The following is a 23,020-nucleotide window of genomic DNA, read 5'->3' on the forward strand; positions in this document are numbered from 1 at the left end:
TTAGAAAAAACTACTGATTTATTGCAATCTGAAACACAAATGATTCAAAAAGAATTAGAGCAATTACAAGCGGTTTTTGAATATAATTTTACTAAACAATATTTACAGTTTTTAACGAAGTAAATTTTAATAGCAATATCAAAAATCAATCTTAATTTTAAAATTATTCCAAGTTTTACAAATTTCAATTATTAAATAAAAACATTATGAATATAAATAAAATAACCATTTTAAGCCTTGCCACTTTAGTTTTACTATCATGTGGAAAAGAAGCAAAAGAAGTAGCCAATAACGAACCAGCTATTAAAGTTGTAGTAAACGGTTCAGCTACTAATAACTCAGAATTTATTACCGCAAGTGGAAAAACAGAAGCGGAAAGCAGTGCTAATTTAAGTACAAGAATGATGGGTTATGTAACCAAAGTTCATGTAAAAACAGGTCAAAAAGTTGGCGCTGGACAACTATTAGTGAGTATAAATAGTTCCGATTTAGAAGCTAAAAAAGCACAAGTTGATGCCTCAATACTTCAAGCAACAGCAGCATACAACAATGCTAAAAAAGATTATGATCGTTTTGTCAATTTATTTGCACAACAAAGTGCTTCTCAAAAAGAATTAGACGATATGACGTCTCGTTACGAAATGGCAAAAGCAGGTTTAGCTGGTGCGAAACAAATGCGAAATGAAGTTATGGCGCAGTTTTCGTATTCTAATATTACCGCTCCATTTTCTGGTGAAGTAACCAATACCTTTATTAAAGAAGGTGATATGGCAAATCCAGGAATGCCATTAGTAAGCATAGAAGGGGCATCAAGAATGCAAGTTACTGCAATGGTTTCTGAGGGGGATATTTCTCAAATAAAAAATGGAATGCCTGTAAAAATAATTGTAAAATCGTTAAATAAAGAAGTTTCAGGTAAGGTTTCCGAAGTCAGTGGTTCAGCAAAAAATACAGGTGGACAATATTTAGTGAAAGTGACTTTAAATTCAAATGATAAATCAATATTATCAGGAATGTTTGTAAACGTACAATTTCCAATTTCCAATACAACAAAGTCAGAAATTAAGGTAAAATCAGATAAAGTAATGGTTCCAGAAAGTGCTTTAGTAAAACAAGGACAACTAACAGGAATTTATACGATTGCTAATGGTAAAACAGCCATTTTAAGATGGGTAAGAACAGGTAAAACTTATGGTAATCAAGTAGAGGTTTTGTCAGGTTTATCGGCAAACGAGCAATATATTGTTTCATCAGAAGGTAAATTGTATAATGGTGCTAAAGTGGCAATAAATTAGATTTTAATTATTAAAAATCTAAAGATCTAACAATCTAACAATCAAAAAAATGCAAGAAGGTATATCAGGTAAAATTGCTCATTTTTTCATCAATTCAAAACTAACCATTTTATTAATGGTGGGTTTGATGATTATTGGGGTATATAGTTCGTTCTTAATTCCACGTGAAGAAGAACCACAAATTAATGTTCCAATGGCAGATATTATGATTGGCTATCCAGGTGCAAGTCCGGCAGAAGTGGAAAGTCGAGTTATCAAGCCATTAGAAAAAGTATTGTCTAATATTAAAGGTGTAGAACATTTACATAGTATGGCAATGAACGGTCAAGCAATGATAATTGTTCAGTTTTATGTAGGTGAAGATTCAGAACGCTCGTATGTAAAATTATACGATGAGTTAATGAAAAACGAAAATATGTTTCCAAAAGGCGTATTTAAACCTATGGTAAAAACACGTTCTATTGACGATGTACCTGTGTTAGGATTAACGCTTTGGAGCGAAAAATTAAATGATTTTGAAATTCGTCAAATTGCGGAAGAAGTTACCTCGGAAATTGAAAAAGTAAAAGATGTTGCTATTACTAAAGAAATTGGTGGAAGAACTCGCGAATTAAAAGTTGTTTTAGACAAAGATAAAATGGCCGAAAACGGCGTGGATCCTTTAGCAATTATGCAAATGATTCAAGCTAATAATGGCAGTTCACAATCAGGAAGTTTTGTTGCAAATGACAAAGAATATTTACTGACCACAGGAGAATTTTTATCGACATCAGAAGACGTAGAAAATTTAGTGGTGGGTGTAAATGCGAATATGCCCGTGTATTTAAAACAAGTGGCAGCTGTTCAAGACGGACCAGCAACTCCAAAAAGCTATGTGTCTTTCGGATATGGAAAAGCGAATGAAAAGTATACGAAAAACAAATCAGAATATCCTGCGGTTACTATTTCAATTGGAAAAGTAAAAGGCGCGGATGCGATGAAAATTTCAGATAAAATCATTGATAAAGTTGAGACTTTAAAAAAGACATTAATTACCGATGATGTTCACGTAGAAGTTTCCAGAAATTACGGAGAAACTGCATCACATAAAGTAGGTGAATTATTAATGCACTTAGGCGTAGCCATTATTGCGGTAACGCTTTTAGTTATGCTAGCTATGGGCTGGCGTGGTGGTTTAGTGGTTTTCTTTTCAGTACCATTAACATTTGCTTTAACGTTGTTTGCTTATTATATGTTAGGTTATACGTTAAACAGAATTACGCTTTTCGCTTTAGTTTTTGTAGTTGGAATTGTAGTAGATGATAGTATTATCATAGCCGAAAATATGCATCGACATTTTAAAATGAAGCGATTGCCGTTCAAACAAGCTGCGATTTATGCGATTAATGAAGTTGGAAACCCAACCATTTTAGCCACATTTACAGTAATTGCTGCAATTTTACCAATGGCATTCGTATCTGGAATGATGGGACCATACATGAGTCCGATGCCAATTGGTGCGTCTATTGCAATGTTATTGTCGTTGTTTGTTGCTTTAACGGTTACGCCTTATTTAGGTTATCATTTATTACACGAAAAAGAAGAACAAGAACACAAAGCAGATCAAGGTATAGAAACGTCGTGGATTTATAAACTATACAATAAAATTGAACGTCCATTTTTAGAAAATTCTACGAAACGTAGAGTAATGTTAGGAATTACAGTGGTATTATTAGCAGGTTCGGTATTGATGTTTTTTACGAAATCGGTCTTAGTAAAAATGTTGCCTTTCGATAATAAAAACGAATTCCAAGTGGTAATTGATATGCCAGAAGGCACTACGTTAGAAAGAACAGCTGCGGTAACTCAAGAAATTGCACAATATTTAACAACGGTTCCAGAAGTAGTTAATTATCAAAATTATATTGGAACTTCTGCGCCAATTACGTTTAATGGATTGGTTCGTCATTACGATTTACGTGGTGGAAGCAATATGGCCGACATCCAAGTCAACTTATTACATAAAGAAGATAGAGATTTACAAAGTCACGATATCGCGAAAGTAGTTCGGCCCGAAGTACAAAAAATCGCAAAAAAATATGGTGCAAATGTCAAAATTATCGAAGTACCACCAGGACCTCCAGTTTTATCCACATTGGTTGCTGAAATATACGGACCTGATTATAAACAACAAATTGAAGTAGCCAATCAGGTAAAAGGTATTTTAGAAAAAACGACTGATATTGTAGATATTGATTGGTATGTAGAAGACAATCAAACCGAATATAAATTAGAAATTGACAAAGAAAAAGCAATGTTAAATGGTATTGCTCCTCAACAAGTTGTTGGAAATTTAACCTATTTGTTAAAAGAATATCCAATTTCAAATTTATACGATGAAAATTCAAATAACAGTGTTGGCATAGTTCTCTCTTTAGATGATAAGGATAAAACATCACTGCAAGATATTCAGAATTTAAAAATCAAAGGTAGTCGTGGAAATGTAATACCTGTTTCCGATTTGGTTAAAGTAAAAGAAGCTGTTTTACAAAAAACCATCTACAGAAAAGATCAAAAACGAGTAGTTTATGTTACGGCTGATATGGCCGGAGAATTAGAAAGTCCAGTATATGCCATTTTAGGAATGAACGAAGAATTGCAAAAAATGAAACTTCCAGCGGGTTATAAAGTTAACGAATTGTACATGGAACAACCTTCAGATGAAAGTGATTTCACCGTAAAATGGGATGGAGAATGGCAAATTACGTTAGAGGTTTTCCGTGATTTAGGAATTGCATTTGGAGTAGTAATTGTGATTATTTATATGCTAATTGTAGGATGGTTCCAAAACTTTAAAACACCAATTGTTATGATGATGGCGATTCCACTTTCGTTAGTTGGAATTGTATTCGGACACTGGTTGTTAGGGGCCTATTTTACAGCAACTTCATTTATTGGAATGATTGCTTTAGCAGGAGTAATGGTACGAAATTCGGTCTTACTTATCGATTTTATTGAAATCCGACTAAACGAAGGCATTCCATTAAAACAAGCTATTATTGAAGCAGGAGCCGTAAGAACCACTCCGATTTTATTGACCACCGGAGCTGTTGTAATTGGAGCTATCATTATATTATTTGACCCAATTTTTCAAGGATTAGCCATATCACTTGTTTTTGGAGCGATTGTATCTACTGTATTAACATTATTAGTAGTGCCAATTATTTACTATATCACGGAAAGAAAAAAGTGGGAAAATAAAAGTACTGAGGAAATAAACCAATAAAAAATGATCTTATGAAACTAGTAATAATAACATCAATTTCAGAATTTGAAAAAGAAATAAAACAAATTTTGGTAAAAGCAAATGTCAATAATTTTTCATACAAAGAAGTTATTGGATACCACAACTCAAGTAATGAAGCCATAGGTGAAAACTGGTTTGGTACAGAAATGAATGAAAATGAAAGTATGTTGTTTTATGCTTTCGTACCTGTTGAAAATGTAGATATGGTTTTTACTGCTATAACTAAATTTAATTCGCAACAAGAAACCATGTCAAAAATTCATATAGCAACATTAAATATTGAAAAATCAAATTAATAAAAAAAATAAGTATGAAAAATAGAATCATCCGAGCCATAGCTGGAAGTTTTGTACTAATTAGTATTTTACTTTCCATATATGTTAACCAAAATTGGTTGTGGTTTACCGCCTTTGTAGGGGCAAATTTATTACAATCTTCTATTACAAAATGGTGTTTAATGGAAGACATTTTAGCCAAATTAGGCGTAAAAGACTAACAAAAAAGCCGTTCTGATTATTTTCAGTACGGCTTTTGAATTTTACTTAAAACCAGCTTACACCACTTTTAAAATATAATAGTTTTTCTTTCCTTTTTGCAATAAAACGAACGTGTTCGCAATTAAATCGTTAGTTGAAATTATATATTCTTCTGTAACTTTTACTTTGTTTACGGAAACGGCATTTTCTTTTAACGCTCTTCTGGTTTCGTTTCCTGAAGATAAAAATCCTGTTTTCACAAAGGCATCCACAATTGGGTAACCTGCTTCGATTTCTGCTAAGGTAACTTCCGCTTGGTCTAAACTTTGGAAAACATCCGCTAACGTTTTTAAATCTAGTTGTTTTAAATCGTCCACGGTTGGTTTAAAGAAGGCTTGAGAAGCAAAAACCGCTTTTTCGTGTTCTGCTGCACCGTGAATCATTACGGTTACTTCTTCGGCTAATTTTTTCTGTAAAACTCTTAAATGAGGTGCTTCGGCATGTTCCGCTAACAATGCATCAATCGTTGCTTTGTCTAAGAATGTGAAAATTTTAATATATTTTTCGGCATCAACATCAGTCGTATTAAACCAAAATTGGTAAAATTCGTATGGAGACGTTTTATCAGCATCCAACCAAATATTTCCTTTTTCCGATTTCCCGAATTTTGAACCATCTGCTTTTGTAATTAACGGGCAAGTCATCGCGAAAGCTTTACCTTCCGTTTCAGAATCTACGTTCATTCTACGGATTAATTCTGTACCAGTGGTGATGTTTCCCCATTGGTCGCTTCCGCCCATTTGTAATTTACAATTGTGGTGTTTGTGCAAATGATAAAAATCGTACCCTTGAATTAATTGGTATGTGAACTCTGTAAAACTCATTCCTTCGCCTTCACCAGTCAACCGCTTTTTCACAGAATCTTTACTCATCATATAGTTTACCGTAATGCGTTTTCCTACTTCACGTACAAAATCGATAAATGAAAAATCTTTCATCCAATCATAATTGTTTACTAAAACTGGGGCTTGTGCATCTGTAGCATTGAAATCTAAAAATCGAGATAACACGCCTTTAATTCCTTCTACATTGTGATTTAAAGTGGCCTCATCTAATAAATTTCTTTCGCTAGATTTTCCTGATGGATCACCAATCATACCTGTTGCACCACCCACTAAAGCGTAAGGTTTATGTCCGAATTTTCGTAAGTGCATCAATAAAATAATAGGCACCAAACTTCCAATATGTAACGAATCTGAAGTAGGATCAAAACCGATGTAAACAGCTGTTGGCTCTTTTAAAAGTTGCTCTTCTGTTCCCGGCATGGCATCGTGGACCAAACCTCTCCATTGTAATTCTTCAATTAAATTCTTCATTTTATTTTATTTTTATTTCTTCACCCAAAGCTTCCGGGTCTTCATTATTTTCTAAAATATCTATTGTTGGGGCTGTAAATTCTTGTTCATTAGCGATACTTCTATTTAATGATAAAACCAAACTTGGCAATAAAATTAAATTGGTTAACATTCCGAATAATAAAGTGATGGAAACCAAACCTCCTAAGGCAACTGTTCCTCCGAAATCGGATAAAGTAAAAACCGAAAATCCAAACAATAATACGAAAGAAGTATAAAACATACTCGGTCCTTCTTCTTCTAATGTGGAGAAGATGGATTTTTTAATTTTCCAGTTATTTCGCACCAATTCTTGTCTGTATTGCGCTAAGAATCGAATGGTATCATCTACGGAAAGTCCAAACGCAATTCCGAAAACCAAAATAGTTGAGGGTTTGATTGGAATATCTAAATATCCCATCAATCCAGCCGTGGCTAATAAAGGCAATAAATTCGGAATCAAAGCTACAAAAATCATTTTCACCGAACGGAATAAAAAGAAAATTAATGCACCTGTTAATGCCAAAGCGAATAATAACGATTCAATTAAATTTTCTAATAAATAACTCGTTCCTTTTTGAAACAATAACGCTTTTCCTGTAATGGTAACAGTAAATTGTTCTTTTGGAAATAATTTATTGATTCGGTCATTTAATTTTTCTTCCACTTTCACCATTTCATCGGTACTCACTTCTCTCATAAAAGTCGAAATTCTTGCATATTGCCCAGTGGCATCTACATAACTTTTTAATGGATTATTTTTACTGTCTTTTGATGAATTTTTTAAATAGGGTAAAATAAAAGCTTGCTCTTGCGAATCTGGTAAATCATAAAAAGCAGAATTTCCGTTGTAATACGCTTGTTTAGAAAATTTCACCAAATTGACAATAGAAACTGGTTTTGAAAGTTCAGGAATGGCTTCAATTTCCGATTGCAACTCATCCATTTTTTTCAAAGTTGAAATTTTCATCACGCCTTTTTTACGTTTGGTGTCAATTAAAATTTCAACAGGCAAAACACCTTTAAATTCTTTTTCAAAAAAACGAATGTCTTCAAAGAATGGCGTGCTTTTTGGCATATCTTCCAAGATGCTTCCAGAAATATTTATTTTATAAACGCCAATAATTCCTAAAATTAAAATACCAACTGCAACAGCATAAACTCTAACATTATGATATTTTACTTGGTTGATTATCCAGTTTTTAAAATTTACCAAATACCCTCGTTCCAAATGTTCCAAATGTCTTGCCTTTGGAATTGGCATGAAACTAAAGAATATCGGAATTACAAATAAACTAAGCACAAAAAGCGCCATAATATTTATAGAGGTTACAATACCAAATTCTTGTAATAATTTATTGTCAGTAATAATAAAAGTTGCAAAACCAACCGCTGTTGTGACATTTGTAATAAAAGTTGCGGTTCCAACTTTAGTTAAAACACGTTGTAAACCTTTTGCTCTGTTTCCGTGAATTCGCGTTTCTTGATGGTATTTATTGGTTAGGAATATACAATTCGGAATACCAATAATAACAATCAACGAAGGTACTAAAGCGGTTAAAACAGTAATTTCATAACGCAATAATCCTAAAAATCCGAAAGACCACATCACACCAATCATCACCACAAAAAGCGCCATCATAGTGGTACGAAACGAACGGAAAAAGAAATAGAAAAGTAGGGATGTTACCAATAAAGTAGCGCCAATAAACAAACCAATTTCGCTAATAATTGCTTTGGCATTCATGGTTCTAATGTAAGGCATGCCTGAAACTTTGATGTCCGTTTTTGTTGTTTCTTTAAACGATTCAATGGCTGGAATTAGTTTGTTTAAAACAAATTCTTTTCTTTCGGGTTGGTTTACGATGTCTTTTTTAAGATAGATGACGCTTCTAACCACCCCACTTTTTTTATTAAACAATAAGCTTTCGTAAAAAGGCATTTTGTTTAATAAATCTTGTTTTTTGGTATTTAAGTAAGCGGCATTAGCGACTTTTTTTTGATCTATAAAAGGTTGTATTTGAAAGGTTTGTAAGGAATCATTTTTAACTAAATCCTGAATTTCATTAAACGACAAGACACCATCTACTTCATTGTTTTTTGCAATAGAACGCATCATATCATTCCACGCTTTAAAAGTAGTTGGCTTAAAAACATCCGAACTTTTTACGGCAAAAATGATAATATTTCCTTCTTCGCCAAATTTATTTAAAAAATCGGCATAAGCTATATTTTCTTTATGGTCAGCGGGCAATAAATTAGCTTCAGTTTGTGTAAAACGAATATATTTCCATTGTGATGCCATAAAAATAGTAAACAAAGCAATACTCAAAAGCACCCAATGTCGATTTCTTAAAAGCGTACGCGCTACAAAATTCCAAAAACTGGTATTTAACCACTTCGTCATGATATGATTTTAGGGTGCAAAGGTAATAATTATGGTGGATTATATCCCCAAGTTCAATGTAAAAGATAGTTTTATAGCAATATTTTCATCAAATGTTGATAATTGGTACGGGCCATATCTGTAATATGTCGATAAACCAAAGCCTTTAAAAATATTTTGCAATTCAAATCCACTTTCATAAAAACCTTTTTCCATGGTTTTAAATGTGATACCTTGATGATTTTCGGGATGAGAGAAACCACCAAAAGCTACTTTACTGCCAACTACTAAAATAGGTTTAATACTTTTTGAAATTTGAAATTTATTGAAATAGTGTTTCACCTGAAAAAGCGAATACCGGTCCGAAAAAAACTCATTGAAATACATAGTTTCAAAAGATGTTTTATTGGCAAATGTAATCCGACTCAAAATGGCATCTCGGTTTAAATTATTTGGGGCCACACTATACAAATGAGAAAGTGGCGCGTTACCTAAACTTATTCCACCTTGCCATAAAAAAGTGGTTTTTTGTCCGCATAAATATTTTTTTTCTTGATAAACTCGGGCATCTATTTTCGTAAATTCAATGTTTTCGCTTAATACATTTGGAAGGGTTTGAGAGACTTGTAAAATTACCTTTGGAAATCCTTTTTCTACTTCTAAAATTTCTTGTGGAGCTTGTAAAAACTTACTGTTTGGCGACCATTCAAAACTAATTGTTGCCAACGTTAAATTATAAACTTTAAAGGATTTATTTTGTGCAATAAATTCGTATTCAAATAAAGGATTGATTCGGGAACGATTTATTTTAAATATAGTTTCAACTTTAGTTATAAATTTAGATTCAAAAGCCAGCTCATAAGATTGATGGTTGTAAAATGTAGATAGATTAAATGGTCGTGGATCTATAAGTCTAAATCGCTTATTGTCTGCTAAAAGAGATAAATCGGCAAACTCATTATTATCGTTTGTAAATGAACCCGAAATCCAACTATTCGTAGTTTTTGAAACTCGAAAAGCACTTCCAAATTGACTTTTAAAAACGCCGTCTTTTGTGCCATACGCAATATAACCAAATAATTTATAATAGGCGGAAAGGCGGTCATTTGTTTGTATGCCAATGCCCAATCTAAAACCTTCGTAATTATTAAATTTAAAAATATCTCGGGCACGAAAATCAAACCAACCAAACGGAATTTGGCCGCCAATTAATTTCTTGCCGAAATAAATTTTCTTTTCAATTTTTGACGCAGTTACTAAACTGTCTAAAGCTTGATAGGTGTTTTTAGAACGAATGTCTAAAGTATCATTGGTAATTGTATTTATAAAAAAAGCATTTGTTTTAGTGGCATTTTCATCGATTTGAATTTGATAATTTTGTTTTTTTGGAACTGTTGAAAAGTTATAATTGTTAAAGTTCCTATTTATTTTAACAAACAAATCATTTGAATAATCGTATTTTTTGGAGGTATTTGGCAAATTATCAAATTGTATGGTTTCTCCTAAAAAATCAATGTTTTGTTTTCCTTTTCCTTTTGTAACTAAAATGTTTTGCGAAATTGGAAACCACGATTTTCCATCATTAAAAGAATCAAAAACAGTTTCCGCTTTAACATTTATAATACTATTTATTAAAAAAGTAATTTTAGTAATGGCATTTGTTTTTAAATCAACAATAGCCACACCTTTTAATTTGTTTTTTTTGATGCTTTTTTTTAATTCAAACTGCAACACTATTTCCTTCCCATTTAGCTTGATTAATGTGTCTGTTATTTCAAATTTATATTTAAGAGCGCCATCAGTTGAAAACGGATTTTGAAAGGTAAATTGTAAAATTTTCAATTGTTTTTTACTCCAAACAAAAGGCATAAATTCTTGTCCTAATAATTCGTAAATAGGTTGTTTTAAACCAGCCATTTTTAACCCAATAATAATTTCTTTTTTCTTGCCTTTTACGAAAGAAATTTTTGAAACTTTTTCGGTTTGATAAACATGTTGTTTGGTAATAATCTTTTTGAATTTATAACTTGAAGAATCTATTATAAATTTCGTTTTTCGCTTGTTTTTAAAAAGCGTATCAATTGAAGCAGAAATAGAATCTGGATAAGCAGAAATTATGGATTTTTCGTAAAAGACGCAACTAAAATCAGGAGTTTTTAATTGGTTTTTGTTTAAAACACCAATAACCTTGCGAACTAATTTTTCTGTGCTTTCATTTTGTTTTACAGCGTGCTTTTGAGCAAGCGCTCCAATAGAAAATAAATAAATTAACCACAGCAGTATTCTCATTTAGAATAAATTAAAAGCAAATATACAGATAATAAAAAAGCGTCCAATTACTTGCACGCTTTTATTTTGTTTTTGTGAAAATTTATTTCGATTCGTTGAAACGTTTTGTTACTTCGTCCCAGTTAATTACATTGAAAAACGCTTCAATATAATCAGGTCTTCTGTTTTGATAGTTTAAATAATACGCGTGTTCCCAAACGTCTAATCCTAAAACAGGCGTTCCGCCACAACCAATTCCAGGCATTAAAGGATTATCTTGATTTGGTGAAGAACACACTTCAACTTTTCCGCCTTTTTGCACACAAAGCCAAGCCCAGCCTGAGCCAAAACGTGTAGCTGCGGCTTTCGCAAATTCTGCTTTAAAAGTATCAAACGAACCATAAGAGGCATCAATTGCAGCTGCTAATTCACCTGTTGGCAATCCACCGCCATTTGGAGACATTACGGTCCAAAATAAATTGTGATTGTAAAAACCACCTCCGTTATTTCTAACAGGCATATTATTCAGGTCTAAATTAGCCATAATGGCTTCAATAGATTTTCCTTCTAAATCTGTTCCAGCTATTGCGGCATTTAAATTTGTTGTGTAAGCATTGTGATGTTTAGTATGGTGAATTTCCATAGTTCTTGCATCAACATGTGGTTCTAATGCATCATATGCATATGGTAATTGTGGGAGTTCAAAAGCCATAATTTACTATTTTTATTTGATTAATTATTTTTTTCAAATTTATAACTTTAACTTTGAAAATAAAATTTTTCCGTCCTAATACTTTCTTAAAAGATTATTTGTAATATGGCATTTCAAGTTTATAACGCTTCAGCTGGTTCGGGTAAAACGTATACCTTAACAAAAGAGTATTTAAAAATTTTGTTGGTTGCTCCTGCTAACGATACTTATAAAAAAATTCTAGCCATTACTTTTACCAATAAAGCGGTTGAAGAAATGAAGAGCCGTATTATTGATAGTTTAGTTGCGTTTACAAAAAATGAAGTTACTGAAAAAACAGCTGACTTTATGCAAGAAATTGCAGCTGAAATAAAATTAGATATACCTACAATACAACAAAAATCCAGAAAAATTTTAAAGAATTTAATTCATAATTACGCGGCGTTTGACATTTCTACTATTGATAAATTTACGCATCGAATTATTAGAACTTTCACGCACGATTTAAATTTACCAACTAATTTTGATGTCACTTTAGATACAGATGAACTTTTGAAGAATGCCATTGATGTTGTGGTTGCCAAAGCAGGAGAAGAGGATGAATTAACTCATGTTTTAATAAATTTTGCAAAAAGCAAAACAGATGATGATAAAAGTTGGGATGTAACATTAGATTTGTATGAAGTCTCAAAATTAATTTTAAACGAAGAACATTTTTTCAATTTTGGAAAATTAAGTGATAAATCTGTTGATGATTTTTCTAAAATTACTGAAAAAATTAAATCAAAAATTGAAGAGAATATCAAAAAAATAAAGGAAAACGCGAAATTAATTTTAGATGATTTTGCCTCAAATAATTTAACAGAAGAAGATTTTGACCGCAAAACATTTTACAATCATGTTGTCAATTTGTTTCACGAAAAAGCAACCGAGTACGATTTTGTAAATGACAAAGAAATTCTTGTTCCTAAAAAGTCAAATAATTTAGAAGTTATTACCCGTTTTTTACCTTCTTGGAAATTAAAATTAACAACTATTTACAAAGCAAAATACGAAAATGCTTTATTCGATTTGATTCTTAAAAATATGATTCCATTGTCGTTAATCAATGTAATTTATAAAGAATACAAACAATTACAAGAAGACCAAAATGTATTGTCTATTTCCGATTTTAATACTATTATTCACAACGAAATTAAAGACCAACCAGCTCCATTTATTTATGAGCGTTTAGGCGATAGATATCGTCATTATTTTATAGATGAGTTTCAGGATACTTCACAGTTACAGTGGGAAAATTTTATACCACTAATTGATAATGCCTTGGCAAGTGAAGATTTAGATGGCACAAAAGGGTCATTAATGATTGTAGGCGATCCAAAACAATCTATTTATCGCTGGCGCGGTGGAAAAGCAGAACAATTTATAGACTTAAGCACTTCTGATAATCCGTTTTCTAACAAGTTGAAAATTGTAGAAAATTTACCAAAAAATTACAGAAGTTATTCGGAAGTTATCGATTTTAATAATCATTTTTTCGAATTTCTTTCTGGAGAATTTGCCAATGAAGCTTATCATAAATTATATAAAGATACCGCTGGTCAGAAAACAAATGAAAAAATAGGTGGTTTTGTATCAGTTACTTTTTTAGACGATACCATTGAAATTAATGATGAAATTTCAGATGATGAAACCATTACCGAAAAAGACAAGCAATATTTGTCTAAAACCTTAGAAATCATTCAAAATTCAATTGCCAATGGATTTGAGTATTCAGACATTGTTTTATTAACTCGAAAAACTAAAAACGGCGTTTTATTGGCTAATTTTTTAACCGAAAATAATATTCCAATTATTTCATCGGAAACGTTACTAATTCAAAATGCTTCGGAAGTAAAATTCATCATTAATTTTTTAGAATATTTGGATAGTGCTAACAATCAAGAATCAAAAATAAATTGGTTGTATTTTTTGGCAACCACTAAAGTTAGTAAAGAAGAAATTCACGACTTCATAATAGCTGCAAAAGATTTATCTGAAGATGATTTACAAAAGTATTTGGCTTCATTTAGTTTTGACATATCATTTGAAAATTGCAGAAAAAAATCCTTATATGAAGCGGCAGAAAATATAGTAAACGTATTTTTAAAAGAGAAAACTACCATTTCGTATGTGCAATATTTTTTAGATTTAGTTTTAGAGAGAAACGTAAAATACCAAACCAGTATCGCTGATTTTTTAGAGTATTGGAAAAAATCAGGATTCAAGCAAAGCATTCCTTCGCCAGAAGGAGAAAAGGCGATCAGAATAATGACCATTCATAAATCTAAAGGATTAGAATTTCCTGTGGTAATTTATCCGTTTGCCGATGATAGTTTGAATCCAAGAAGTAATAATATTTGGATTCCAATGGAAGACGAAAGCATAGATATGCCTCAAGCTTTGGTAAAAAACAATAAGATTTTAGAAAAATATAGTGGTCAAACTAAAGAAATTTATAAAACCAAATCGCAAGAAGAAATTTTAGATACTATAAACGTGTTATACGTAGCATTAACTCGCGCCGAAGAACAATTACATATAATTAGTAGTTATAAAATAACTACAAAAGGCGAAATTTCAACTGCCAAAACGCTGGCTTCATATTTCATAAATTTTTTGTCGCAAAACGCAAATTTTTCTATCGAACAAAAAGCATATGTGTTCGGCAATCCGAAAAGACAATCGCAACCGAAATTATTTACTAAAAATAAAGCAGAAATTCAGGCAGTAAAAAATGCATTAGATTTTTCTTCGATAAAAATAGCAAAAAAAGAAGCCTTAATGTGGGGTACTTTACAGCAAGATGCTATTGAGTTCGGAAATATTATTCATCAAATTTTATCGTATATTACAACGAAGAATGATTTGCAACCTGCATTAACCAAAAGCTTAGATGAAGGTCTGTTTCAACAATCGCAAAAAAGCATTTTTGAAGATAAAATAAATCAAATTATTTATCATCCAGAATTAGAAGATTTTTTTAATCCGAATTACACAGTTTTTACAGAACATAATATAATTTCGCCAAACGAAATCAATTTAAAACCGGACAGATTGGTAATTCATAATACGGAAGCTTTTCTTATTGATTATAAAACTGGAGCAGAAGAAGAAAAACACAAATTGCAAATTGCAAACTATACTCGCGTTATTGAAAAAATGCAACTTAAAGTAACTAAAAAAGTTTTACTATATATAGGAGAAGAATTAAAAATTATACATTTGTAGAAAATTTAAACAACCAACAATTATAAAAAAAATGTACGGAAAAATTCAAGCATACTTACAAAATGAATTAAATACAATTCAAGAAAACGGATTATATAAAAAAGAACGCATTATCACTTCGCCTCAAGGTGCAGAAATAGTTGTTAATGGTGAAACCGTTTTAAATTTTTGTGCCAATAATTATTTAGGACTTTCCTCACATCCAGAAGTGGTACAAGCTGCAAAAGACGCTTTAGATTCTCATGGCTTCGGAATGTCGTCTGTTCGTTTCATCTGTGGCACGCAAGATATTCACAAACAATTAGAAGCAGAAATTGCTGATTTTTATGGAACAGAGGACACGATTTTGTATGCCGCAGCTTTTGATGCCAATGGTGGTGTTTTCGAACCATTATTAGGAGAAGAAGATTGTATTATTTCCGATAGTTTAAATCACGCTTCAATTATTGATGGTGTGCGTTTGTGTAAAGCCGCTCGTTATCGTTATGAAAATTCTAATATGGAAGATTTAGAAGCACAATTAATTAAAGCAACAGATGCAGGTCATCGTTTTAAGTTAATAGTAACCGATGGTGTTTTCTCAATGGACGGACTAGTAGCACCTTTGGATATAATTTGCGATTTAGCCGATAAATATGACGCATTAGTTATGGTAGACGAATGTCACGCTGCTGGATTTATTGGTGCAACAGGAAAAGGCACGATGGAAGCTAAAAACGTAATGACTCGTGTAGATATTATTACAGGAACTTTAGGAAAAGCTTTAGGTGGCGCTATGGGTGGTTATACTACTGCTAAAAAAGAAGTAATTGAAATATTACGTCAGCGTTCGCGGCCTTATTTATTTTCAAATTCATTAGCACCTGCAATAGTAGGCGCTTCTATAAAAGTTTTTGAACTATTAAAAAAGGATACTTCATTAAGAGATCAATTAGAATGGAATATCAATTATTTTAAAGAAGGCATTAGAAAAGCAGGTTTAGATTTTATTGATGGCGATTCTGCTATTGTACCTATTATGTTATATGACGCAAAATTATCACAAGAAATGGCTGACGAATTGCTAAAACTAGGCATCTATGTGATTGGATTCTTTTACCCTGTGGTTCCAAAAGACAAAGCTAGAATTAGAGTGCAATTATCTGCGGCTCATACTAAAGAACACCTCGATAAAGCTATTTTTGCTTTTGAAAGTGTTGCAAAAAAATTAAACATAATTTAAATAAAAATAATTTGTTTAACATATAATTATGAAAAAACAAACAAAAGTTTTGTAAATTATAAAAAACATATTACTTTTGCTCTTAAATATAACGAATTATAATTAAACTAAATAAAAAGTATGAAACATTTGAACAAATTATTTTCTGCTGCTTTGTTGTTTGTTGGACTAACGTCACAAGCACAAGATAACATTAATCCATGGGCGGTGTCTTTTGGAGTAAACGCAGTAGACACTAGAGTAAGTGCTAGTAGAGATGGATTAGGGTTTTTTGAAAAAACGTATTCTCAAGCATTAGATATGAAAGACAATTGGAATATTATTCCTTCAGTATCTTACCTAAGCGTATCTAAATACGTTGGAGATGGTTTTTCTTTCGAAATGACTGGATCTTTTAACAAAATTACCAAATTTGTTGACTTTAAACCAACTGCAGTTAATGCAGACGCAAGAGGAATGGTTGTTAGTAACCCAGGTGATTTAAGCTATTATGGTTTAGATGCGGCAGTTTCTTACAGTTTTAAATCTTTGTTAAAATCTAAATGGTTTGACCCATCTTTAAATTTAGGTGGTGGTTATGTTTTTATGGGTGATGCTTCAGCAGGAACAGTTAACGCTGGTTGGGGATTAAATTTGTGGTTTGCTAAAAATGTGGCATTTACATTAGGATCTACTTTTAAAACTAGCTTTGATGATAATAGAGTAGCTAATGCTGATATTCCAACACATTTCTTTAACCATGCAGGTTTAAAATTCCAATTTGGAGCTACAGATAAAGATGATGACGGTATAATTGATGCTGAAGATTCTTGTCCAGAAGTTAAAGGTTTAGCTGCATTCAATGGTTGTCCTGATACTGATTTAGATGGAATCCAAGATTCAGCTGATGCTTGTCCAGAAGAAGCTGGTTCTCCAGAAATGAATGGATGTCCTGACCAAGATGGTGATACTGTTGCTGATAAAGATGACGCTTGTGTTGATGTAGCTGGTTTACCAGTTTTAAAAGGTTGTCCGGATGCTGATGGCGATGGAATTGCTGATCAAAACGACAAATGTCCTACTGTAAAAGGGGAAAAAGCTAACAGTGGATGCCCATGGCCTGATACTGATGGGGATAAAGTTTTAGATAAAGATGACAAATGTCCAACTGTAGCAGGAACTGTTGCAAACAATGGATGTCCAGAAGTATCTGAAGACACTATTAAAAAATTAAATGATTATGCAAAAACAATTTTATTTGATTCTGCAAAATCATCTTTCCAAGCACAAACATTACCAGTATTGCAAGCAATTGTTGCTATCTTAAAAGAATATCCAACTGCTAAATTCGCTTTAGAAGGACATACTGATTCAGATGGTAAAGATGCAGCTAACTTAATGTTATCTCAAAATAGAGCTGGCGCTGTAAGATCATACTTGATTGATAACGGTATTTCATCAGACAGATTAATATCTGAAGGTTTTGGAGAAGCTAAGCCAGTTGCAACAAACGCAACTAAAGCAGGTAAAGCACAAAACAGAAGAGTAGAAGTTAAATTAGTAAAATAATTTTTCTATCATAATATTTTTAAAAGGTCTCAATTTATTGAGACCTTTTTTTTATCTTTATTGCCATGGATGCATCATTTTTATCTAAACTGGCAAAAGAGTTATTAAGTAATTCTTCTTCTTCATTACATAATATAAACATTGTTTTACCAAACAAAAGAGCCAAAATATTTTTAATCGAAGAGTTAAAAAAACAATCTTCTACAACTTTTTTTGCACCTAATATAGTTAGTATTGAAATGCTGATTGAGGAAATAGCGCAATTAAGAACTCTAGATAATATTGAGCTTTTATTTGAGTTCTATATTGTGTATTTAAATATCACTGAAAAAGCCAAACAACAGGACTTCGAAAAATTTTCAAGCTGGGCCGTAACACTCATTCAAGATTTTAATGAAATTGATAGGTATTTAATCAATCAGAATGAAATTTTTTCTTATTTATTAGATATTGAACGCATCAAACAATGGACTCCAAATGTAAATAATCAATCTAAGTTAATTGAAAACCAGTTAGAATTTTGGAAATTAATGCCCATATATTATGAAAAATTTACAACGCATTTATTAAATAAGAAAGTTGGTTATCAGGGCTTGTTATATAGAAAAGCATCCGAAAATTGTGTTGCTTTTGCTAAAGAATTAGAAGATAAAACTTTTGTATTTGCGGGTTTTAATGCCATAAATGCTTCAGAAGAGTTAATAATTAAATGTTTATTAGAACATAATAAAGCCTCTATATTTTGGGACATTGATTCTGTTTTTTTAAAAGACGAATTCCATGATGCAGGTTTGTTTTTGCGTCGAATAAAAAACTCTTGGAAACATTTTGAAACGCATCCTTTTAATTGGATTACAGATACTTTTTCAAATGAAAAAAATATTGAAGTTATAGGCACACCAAAGTCTATTGGTCAGGCAAAAATTGCTGGAAAAATTATTGAAAAAATTGTAGCAGAAAAAAAATCATTAGAAAATACTGCAATTGTTTTAAGTGAAGAAAATATCTTATTACCCATATTAAATGCTTTACCTGTTGAGGTTGAAAATTTAAATATTACTATGGGTTATCCGAGCAAAAACAATCCAGCACAAATATTAATTTACAAATTATTTCAACTGCATTTAAATGCGCAAAATCGAAACAAAAAACAAAGTGTTTTTTATTACAAAGAACTATTAGAAATTTTAAATAACCCATTAATAGTTTCATGTATCAATGCGAATGAAGTAGTAAAAATTATTAAAAATTCTAATTTAACCTTTATAACAAGCAATCGACTTGATGAATTATTCTCTAAATACGATTTACTCAATAATGAATTAGTTGGTCACTTGTTTTTTAATTGGAATGTATCGATAAATGAAATTTTAGAGAAATTAAAAGCCATTCTTATTTACATTAAAACACATTTAAGCAATCAAAACGAACAAGATAAAGTTACCAAAGCATTTGTGTTTTCTATTTATAATTTAATTCTTAAAATAACAAATTACTACGAAACGTACAATAAAATTGAAAATTTAGAAATATTATTTTCTATTTATAAACAAGTTATAGATCAGGCTCAGGTTTCTTTTGAAGGCGAACCGCTAAAAGGGTTGCAAATAATGGGAATATTGGAAAGTCGGGTTTTAGATTTTGAAAACGTAATTATTACTTCTTTAAATGAAGGCAAATTGCCTGGTGGAAAATCGAACACTTCCTTTATTCCATATGATGTAAAATTAGAAAAAGGATTGCCAACATATAAAGACCGCGATGCCATTTTCACCTATCATTTTTATCGTTTGTTGCAACGTGCGAAGAACATTTATTTATTATATAATACACATTCGGAAGGCATTGACGCTGGAGAAAAAAGTCGTTTTATAACTCAGCTAGAAATTGAACATTTGCCAAATCATAATTTTAAAAAAGTCTTTTATAATGCAATAAAACCAGATACAATTTATCAACCGATTGAGGTTTTAAAAACGCAACTAATTCTAGATAGATTGAAAGAAATTGCAACAATTAAAGGTTTTTCACCTTCGGCTTTGACTAATTATTTACGCAATCCGATTCAGTTTTATTACCAAAGAATTTTAGGCGTTCCCGAAAATAAAGAAGTGGAAGAAAATGTGGCCGCTAATACCTTAGGAACTATAATTCATGAAGTATTAGAGAAAATGTACCAACCTTTTGAAGGCAAAAATATTCAAATTAAATCTTCAGATATCGATCTAATGATTCAGAATATTGAAACGTTTACGTTAGAAAAATTTGTAGAAGTGTATAAAGAAGGCGATATCAAAAAAGGCAAAAATTTGATTGCTTTTGAAGTAGCTAAACGGAATATTTATAACTTCTTAGTTCAGGAAAAACAAAATATTGAAAGTGGAGATGAACTATATATTTTGTCTTTAGAAAAGCCACATGAAAGTATATTTGAACATCATAATTTGCCTTTTCAAATAAAAATTGCAGGCAAAGTAGATAGAATTGAGTTGCGAAATAACACCATCAGAATCATCGATTATAAAACTGGAAAGGTAGAAGGTAATAAACTTAAAATAGATACTTTTAATGGTTTAACCCTCGATATAGCTAATGATAAAATTATTCAACTTTTGTGTTATGCATTAATGTTTCAAACAAATCCCTTAAAAGGGAATTATAATGTGGAAGCAGGAATTTTTTCTTTAAAGAATATGAAAGCTGGATTTTTACCTTTTACATTTGGCAAAGGAAGAGGCGTTATTGGGGAAACAACTATTACAACAGAATTTTTGGATCAATTTACGGAAGAATTAGTGATCTTAATTCAAGAAATTTTAAATCCAGAAATTTCTTTTAAAGAAGTAATTAAATAAATTTTATCACAAATTTTCGAATGTACTAAGCTTAATATTAGTAATAATTAGTGAAATTCGTGTGGAATTAAATCTTCAAAAACCCAACTATAACTTTTTCCAATTCCGCTTGGTTTTCGAAATGACTCATATGTCCGTCATTGAAAGAAATTAGTTTTACTTTTGTTCCATCAATTTGCTCTACATTTTCTTCGTAATTTAAAACGGGATCTTTTTTACCAAGAACCAGCATAATTGGATAAGGCGCAAAATGCAACAACACTTCCCGGTCTTTTCTCAGTTTCATGCCTTCTTGAGCAGCTATAATTCCTTGTAAAGGGGTTTGTAACGCTTCTTCCCGAACCCATTCAATTTGTGCAATCAATTTTTCTCTATTTTCTTCCGAAAATAAATTAGCGATACTCATTCTAACTGCAGCTACATAATTTTGTTTTACTGCTTTTATGGAACGTGTTCTATTTGCAATTCTTTCATCGCTATCAGCCCGCGAAGTGGAATTTAATAATACCATACCTTTCATCATTTCAGGATATAATTCTGCAAAAGCTAAAGCCACATAACCACCCATAGAATGACCAACTAATATTGCTTTTCGGATTTTTAATTCGGATATAACATGATGAACAGCATCTGCCATGTCTTCCATACTGTGAATATATCCTAAACAATCTGTTTGTCCGTGACCTAACAAATCAATACAAATCACTCGGTTTTTTTTAGCTAAAACTGGCGCCAAATACTTCCACATGGTACTGTTTTCCAAAAAACCATGTAACAAAATAACCGCATTGCCCTTTCCTTGGTCGGTATAACTGATTTTAGTATTTTTGAAGTGGGTGGTTTTCATAAATACAAATGTAGAATTTAAACGCAAAGAGCGCAAAGTTTTTTCGCGAAGCACACAAAGTTTTTTGTGTTCAAAAAAAACGGCTCACTTTCGCAAACCGTTTAACCTGAAACTTGAAACTTGAAACAAATTTAACTATTCATTATTGATTCAATTTCATCTGCTTCAATAGGAATGTTTTTCATTAAGTTGAAAGGATCCCCTTTTGGTTGAATGAGTACATCGTCTTCTAAACGAATCCCGAAACCTTCTGCAGGGATATAAATACCGGGTTCTACAGTAAAAACCATGTTGGCTTGCATAGGCTCGTGTAACAAACCATAATCGTGTGTATCTAAACCTAAATGGTGAGAAGTGCCATGCATGAAATATTTTTTGTACGCAGGCCATTCTGGATTTTCATTCTGAACTTCAGTTTTAGTAATTAAACCCAAACCTAGTAATTCTGAGGTCATTATTTTTCCAACTTCTACATGATATTGTTTCCATAAAGTACCAGGTAACAACATTTTTGTAGCTTCATTTTTTACATTTAAAACAGCGTTGTAAACCGCTTTTTGTCTGTCTGTAAAACGACCTGAAACAGGAATTACACGAGTTAAATCTGAAGAATAATTGGCATATTCTGCACCAACATCTAACAATATTAAATCGCCGGCATTACAAACTTGGTTGTTTTCTATATAATGTAATACATTGGCATTATTTCCAGATGCAATAATTGGCGTGTAAGCAAATCCTTTCGAACGATTACGTAAAAATTCGTGCGCCAATTCGGCTTCAATTTCATATTCTGTTACGCCAGGTTTTACGAAGTTTAATACTCTTCGCACTCCTTTTTCAGTAATATTACATGCATTTTGAATTAAATCCAACTCAATTTGGTCTTTCACTGAACGCAAGCGTTGTAAAATTGGATTTGATTTTTCTACTTTATGTGCAGGATATTCGTTTTTCCACCATTTTATAAAACGGGCTTCACGTGTTTCTGTTTCTACTGTTGCTCTGTAATGTTCGTTGGTGTTGATGTACATCGTATCGGCATACATCATCATTTCTTTTAACACTTTATGAAAATCTTGTAACCAATATACGGATTTGATTCCTGCAACTTCAAATGCCCGTTCTTTAGTAAGTTTTTCGCCTTCCCAAATGGCGATGTGCTCGTTGGTTTCTTTTAAAAATAAAACTTCTTTTAAATGTTCGTATGGTGCGCCAGGAAACAACAATAAAATGCTTTCCTCTTGATCTACACCTGACAAGTAAAAAATATCACGATGTTGTGCAAATGGTAACGTACTGTCTGCAGAAACAGGATATATATCGTTCGAATTAAAAACAGCTACCCCATTTGGCTGCATTTGCGCCATAAAGTTTTTACGATTTTTAATAAAAAGTTCTCGATTTATTGGTAAATATTTCATTTTTTCAAAATGTTAGTAAAGTTTCCAAAAATAATAACTTTCAAACAAATAGTTGTCA

General features: G+C 31.7%; 14 protein-coding genes. 8 read left to right on the forward strand and 6 right to left on the reverse strand.

All coding sequences use genetic code 11. From position 1 onward, the window contains the following. The first annotated feature begins 206 nt into the window (after window positions 1-206). The 4 genes from ACIQ2I_RS01295 to ACIQ2I_RS01310 are packed head-to-tail and all read left to right on the forward strand — an operon-like array spanning window position 207 to window position 5,077. Window positions 207-1,295, forward strand: coding sequence for an efflux RND transporter periplasmic adaptor subunit (locus ACIQ2I_RS01295; protein WP_396180630.1), 1,089 nt, complete (start codon window positions 207-209; stop codon window positions 1,293-1,295). Between the two features lie 49 nt (window positions 1,296-1,344). Continuing rightward, a complete protein-coding gene (locus ACIQ2I_RS01300) occupies window positions 1,345-4,560 on the forward strand; it encodes an efflux RND transporter permease subunit (RefSeq protein WP_396180631.1) in 3,216 nt (1,071 codons plus the stop codon). Window positions 4,561-4,571: 11 nt separating this feature from the next. After that, complete coding sequence (locus ACIQ2I_RS01305; protein WP_396180632.1) at window positions 4,572-4,877, forward strand: hypothetical protein; 306 nt, start codon at window positions 4,572-4,574, stop codon at window positions 4,875-4,877. Between the two features lie 14 nt (window positions 4,878-4,891). Next, the gene (locus tag ACIQ2I_RS01310) at window positions 4,892-5,077 is read left to right on the forward strand and encodes a DUF2892 domain-containing protein (protein ID WP_091311601.1); all 186 of its coding nucleotides are present in this window, start codon (window positions 4,892-4,894) and stop codon (window positions 5,075-5,077) included. Window positions 5,078-5,134: 57 nt separating this feature from the next. Here ACIQ2I_RS01310 and tyrS read toward each other — a convergent pair whose 3' ends face one another. The 4 genes from tyrS to ACIQ2I_RS01330 form a co-directional block, all read right to left on the reverse strand. Further along, complete coding sequence (gene tyrS, locus ACIQ2I_RS01315) at window positions 5,135-6,433, reverse strand: tyrosine--tRNA ligase (RefSeq protein ID WP_396180633.1); 1,299 nt, start codon at window positions 6,431-6,433, stop codon at window positions 5,135-5,137. A 1-nt stretch (window position 6,434) separates the two neighbouring features. Further along, window positions 6,435-8,858, reverse strand: coding sequence for an RND family transporter (locus tag ACIQ2I_RS01320; protein WP_396180634.1), 2,424 nt, complete (start codon window positions 8,856-8,858; stop codon window positions 6,435-6,437). A gap of 39 nt (window positions 8,859-8,897) precedes the next feature. After that, window positions 8,898-11,126: a DUF5686 family protein gene (locus tag ACIQ2I_RS01325; protein ID WP_396180635.1), complete on the reverse strand. Its 2,229-nt coding sequence runs from the start codon at window positions 11,124-11,126 to the stop codon at window positions 8,898-8,900. An 82-nt stretch (window positions 11,127-11,208) separates the two neighbouring features. Beyond that, window positions 11,209-11,817 (reverse strand): superoxide dismutase, encoded by a 609-nt coding sequence (locus ACIQ2I_RS01330; protein ID WP_396180636.1) that lies wholly within the window; start codon window positions 11,815-11,817, stop codon window positions 11,209-11,211. A 105-nt stretch (window positions 11,818-11,922) separates the two neighbouring features. Here ACIQ2I_RS01330 and ACIQ2I_RS01335 point away from each other — a divergent pair, with 105 nt between their 5' ends. The 4 genes from ACIQ2I_RS01335 (at window position 11,923) to ACIQ2I_RS01350 (ending at window position 20,691) form a co-directional block, all read left to right on the forward strand. Next, window positions 11,923-15,066, forward strand: a complete 3,144-nt coding sequence (locus ACIQ2I_RS01335) for a UvrD-helicase domain-containing protein (RefSeq protein WP_396180637.1) — start codon at window positions 11,923-11,925, stop codon at window positions 15,064-15,066. A gap of 31 nt (window positions 15,067-15,097) precedes the next feature. Then, on the forward strand, window positions 15,098-16,288 hold the full coding sequence (gene kbl, locus ACIQ2I_RS01340; protein ID WP_396180638.1) for a glycine C-acetyltransferase: 1,191 nt from the start codon (window positions 15,098-15,100) through the stop codon (window positions 16,286-16,288). 120 nt (window positions 16,289-16,408) lie between these two features. Beyond that, a complete protein-coding gene (locus ACIQ2I_RS01345) occupies window positions 16,409-17,836 on the forward strand; it encodes an OmpA family protein (RefSeq protein ID WP_396180639.1) in 1,428 nt (475 codons plus the stop codon). A gap of 65 nt (window positions 17,837-17,901) precedes the next feature. Then, the gene (locus tag ACIQ2I_RS01350; RefSeq protein WP_396180640.1) at window positions 17,902-20,691 is read left to right on the forward strand and encodes a PD-(D/E)XK nuclease family protein; all 2,790 of its coding nucleotides are present in this window, start codon (window positions 17,902-17,904) and stop codon (window positions 20,689-20,691) included. 67 nt (window positions 20,692-20,758) lie between these two features. On the opposite strand, the gene ACIQ2I_RS01355 is transcribed toward ACIQ2I_RS01350, so the two are convergent. Together ACIQ2I_RS01355 and ACIQ2I_RS01360 are read right to left on the reverse strand one after the other, a co-directional pair. Beyond that, window positions 20,759-21,538, reverse strand: a complete 780-nt coding sequence (locus tag ACIQ2I_RS01355; protein WP_396180641.1) for an alpha/beta fold hydrolase — start codon at window positions 21,536-21,538, stop codon at window positions 20,759-20,761. Window positions 21,539-21,669: 131 nt separating this feature from the next. Next, window positions 21,670-22,962 carry an aminopeptidase P family protein gene (locus ACIQ2I_RS01360; protein WP_396180642.1) on the reverse strand — a complete coding sequence of 431 codons (1,293 nt, stop codon included), beginning with the start codon at window positions 22,960-22,962 and terminating at the stop codon, window positions 21,670-21,672. Window positions 22,963-23,020: the final 58 nt, after the last annotated feature.

Source organism: Flavobacterium sp. (assembly GCF_044368995.1).
Classification (GTDB): Bacteria; Bacteroidota; Bacteroidia; order Flavobacteriales; family Flavobacteriaceae; genus Flavobacterium.

Bases quoted from the DNA above. Each gene is read 5' to 3' on its own strand.
- ACIQ2I_RS01295 (WP_396180630.1), top strand. From the start codon at position 207: ATGAATATAAATAAAATAACCATTTTAAGCCTTGCCACTTTAGTTTTA.
- ACIQ2I_RS01300 (WP_396180631.1), top strand. From the start codon at position 1,345: ATGCAAGAAGGTATATCAGGTAAAATTGCTCATTTTTTCATCAATTCA.
- ACIQ2I_RS01305 (WP_396180632.1), top strand. From the start codon at position 4,572: ATGAAACTAGTAATAATAACATCAATTTCAGAATTTGAAAAAGAAATA.
- ACIQ2I_RS01310 (WP_091311601.1), top strand. From the start codon at position 4,892: ATGAAAAATAGAATCATCCGAGCCATAGCTGGAAGTTTTGTACTAATT.
- tyrS (WP_396180633.1), bottom strand. From the start codon at position 6,433: ATGAAGAATTTAATTGAAGAATTACAATGGAGAGGTTTGGTCCACGAT.
- ACIQ2I_RS01320 (WP_396180634.1), bottom strand. From the start codon at position 8,858: ATGACGAAGTGGTTAAATACCAGTTTTTGGAATTTTGTAGCGCGTACG.
- ACIQ2I_RS01325 (WP_396180635.1), bottom strand. From the start codon at position 11,126: ATGAGAATACTGCTGTGGTTAATTTATTTATTTTCTATTGGAGCGCTT.
- ACIQ2I_RS01330 (WP_396180636.1), bottom strand. From the start codon at position 11,817: ATGGCTTTTGAACTCCCACAATTACCATATGCATATGATGCATTAGAA.
- ACIQ2I_RS01335 (WP_396180637.1), top strand. From the start codon at position 11,923: ATGGCATTTCAAGTTTATAACGCTTCAGCTGGTTCGGGTAAAACGTAT.
- kbl (WP_396180638.1), top strand. From the start codon at position 15,098: ATGTACGGAAAAATTCAAGCATACTTACAAAATGAATTAAATACAATT.
- ACIQ2I_RS01345 (WP_396180639.1), top strand. From the start codon at position 16,409: ATGAAACATTTGAACAAATTATTTTCTGCTGCTTTGTTGTTTGTTGGA.
- ACIQ2I_RS01350 (WP_396180640.1), top strand. From the start codon at position 17,902: ATGGATGCATCATTTTTATCTAAACTGGCAAAAGAGTTATTAAGTAAT.
- ACIQ2I_RS01355 (WP_396180641.1), bottom strand. From the start codon at position 21,538: ATGAAAACCACCCACTTCAAAAATACTAAAATCAGTTATACCGACCAA.
- ACIQ2I_RS01360 (WP_396180642.1), bottom strand. From the start codon at position 22,962: ATGAAATATTTACCAATAAATCGAGAACTTTTTATTAAAAATCGTAAA.